The sequence below is a fragment of the Rossellomorea sp. FS2 genome, assembly GCF_047915635.1.
GTDB classification, from domain to species: Bacteria; Bacillota; Bacilli; order Bacillales; family Bacillaceae_B; genus Rossellomorea; species Rossellomorea marisflavi_A.
In genome coordinates this window covers 1-1,688 of record NZ_JBLRVS010000012.1, presented here as the reverse complement: position 1 = coordinate 1,688, position 1,688 = coordinate 1, and the positions used below count along the sequence as shown (strand labels likewise).

Sequence of the window (1,688 nt, the reverse complement as noted above, 5' to 3'; positions counted from 1 at the left end):
TTTTTTTGAATATCCTTTCGGATTTTCTTCATTCCTTCATTTATCATTTATTCAAAATAAAGGGGATCGAGCCTACGCGTTGCGTCAGGAGATTGGATAAATCCCCCCTTTTTAATTCTTATGGGCACCTTTGATCTCTGCTTGTTAAGGGGACTCACCCTCCCATATCTCCTGGCATCTATGTGCTCACATTCCTTCGTTGGGTCTCGCCTTAACGCAGAGGCCAGCTTATGCTCCTGCATGGACTGATCTAAGATGATCGTCGAAAGTCTTGTGTGTGCCGGCTTCTCAGTGTCTAGGTTGTTTTAATTAAGCGAGCGTAGATGTTACGCAGCTTCTTGATTACCAAAGAAGGAGATATCAGCTACCATACGCTCTTCATTGAATGTTTCGCCCCTTTTGCTTAAACCATGAAGGACTTGAATCAATTTCCGACATAGGATTAACAACGCTTCTTTCTTAGCGACGGGGTGTTCGCGATGTTCACTATAGTAATCGTACAGGGACCGAAACGCTGGTATGGCGTGTAAAATCGGGAAAATCGCCTTATATATCAAGGAGCGTAGCCGTTTCCGCCCGCGTTTAGACAATCGCTTGTTCCCTTCTTTTTTTCCCGAGGAATTGGTGACTAACGTAAGACCCGCTAATTTTAGGATTTGGCGTGGACTCTTATAGTGTGAAAAGGCTCCTATTTCTGAAAGGATTTCTACTACGGTGTTTTCTCCAATACCAGGGACCGAAAGGAACAGATCGAAATCTGTCATCTGTTTCGCCAACGTCACTAACTGCTTTTCTATGCTTACCAGTTGTTCTTCAAGCAGCTTCATCTGTGTCAATAGAATTTGGATCTCTGCCCGTGCCATTTCAGGACTCTCCTGATAGCCAATAGATGTGGCCGCGACATCAAGAAGCTTAGTAAGGTTTTTAACCGAGAAATGCTTACCCCCCAGGTTCCTGAGGTTTTCCAAGAGCTTCTCAGGATCTTCTCTCACAAGGTCTTCCGGAAGAGGATAAGAAGAAAGAACAGTGGAGGCGTTCATTCCAATGGACTTATAAACCGAAATAAACTCAGGGAAGTATAGATCAATCCATCGCTTGATCCGGTTTTGAGTCGACGCTCCTTGTTTTTTCAGACGAGCCCTAAATGCCGAACCATGACGCAACTCTGCTTCAATAGGAGTCATGTCACGAGGAATACTGTAATAGCCTTGCGGTATCATCTTGGCAATGACACGAGCGTCTTTCGGATCGTTTTTACTCTGTAGGTTGTCATCCAATTCTTTGGTTTGCTTCACATGGAGAGGATTGACGAGAACAAAGCGAATGCCCCGATCCGTAAGGTACGAGGATAAATTCATCCAGTAATGACCGGTAGGTTCAAATCCAACGACTACATTCTTCTTTTGATGAGATTCCATCACCTTTAGGATGGTAGCGTAAAAGGTTTCAAAGCCTTGTCTGGACTGACGGAATGAGAAGCTTTTCTTGACCTCCCTACCTCGTTCATCCACTGCGCAGGCATAATGTACACACTTGGCGATGTCGACGCCAATCACCAATGTGTCCTCAGAAATTTGATTAATGCGTTCATTTCGATTATCATGCATGTTAAAGATCCTCCTTTTTGTGTGTGGCTTCGCACCTGCATCATAAAGGAGGATCTTTTTTTGTGCAATAGGTCCATACTT

General features: G+C 44.2%; 1 protein-coding gene. It reads right to left on the bottom strand.

What is annotated here, in order from left to right; translation table 11 throughout:
- Positions 1-326: 326 nt before the first annotated feature.
- Positions 327-1,688, bottom strand: a 1,362-nt coding sequence (locus ACNA6I_RS23000) for an IS110 family transposase (RefSeq protein ID WP_416314226.1), incomplete at its 5' end; no start/stop codon positions are given.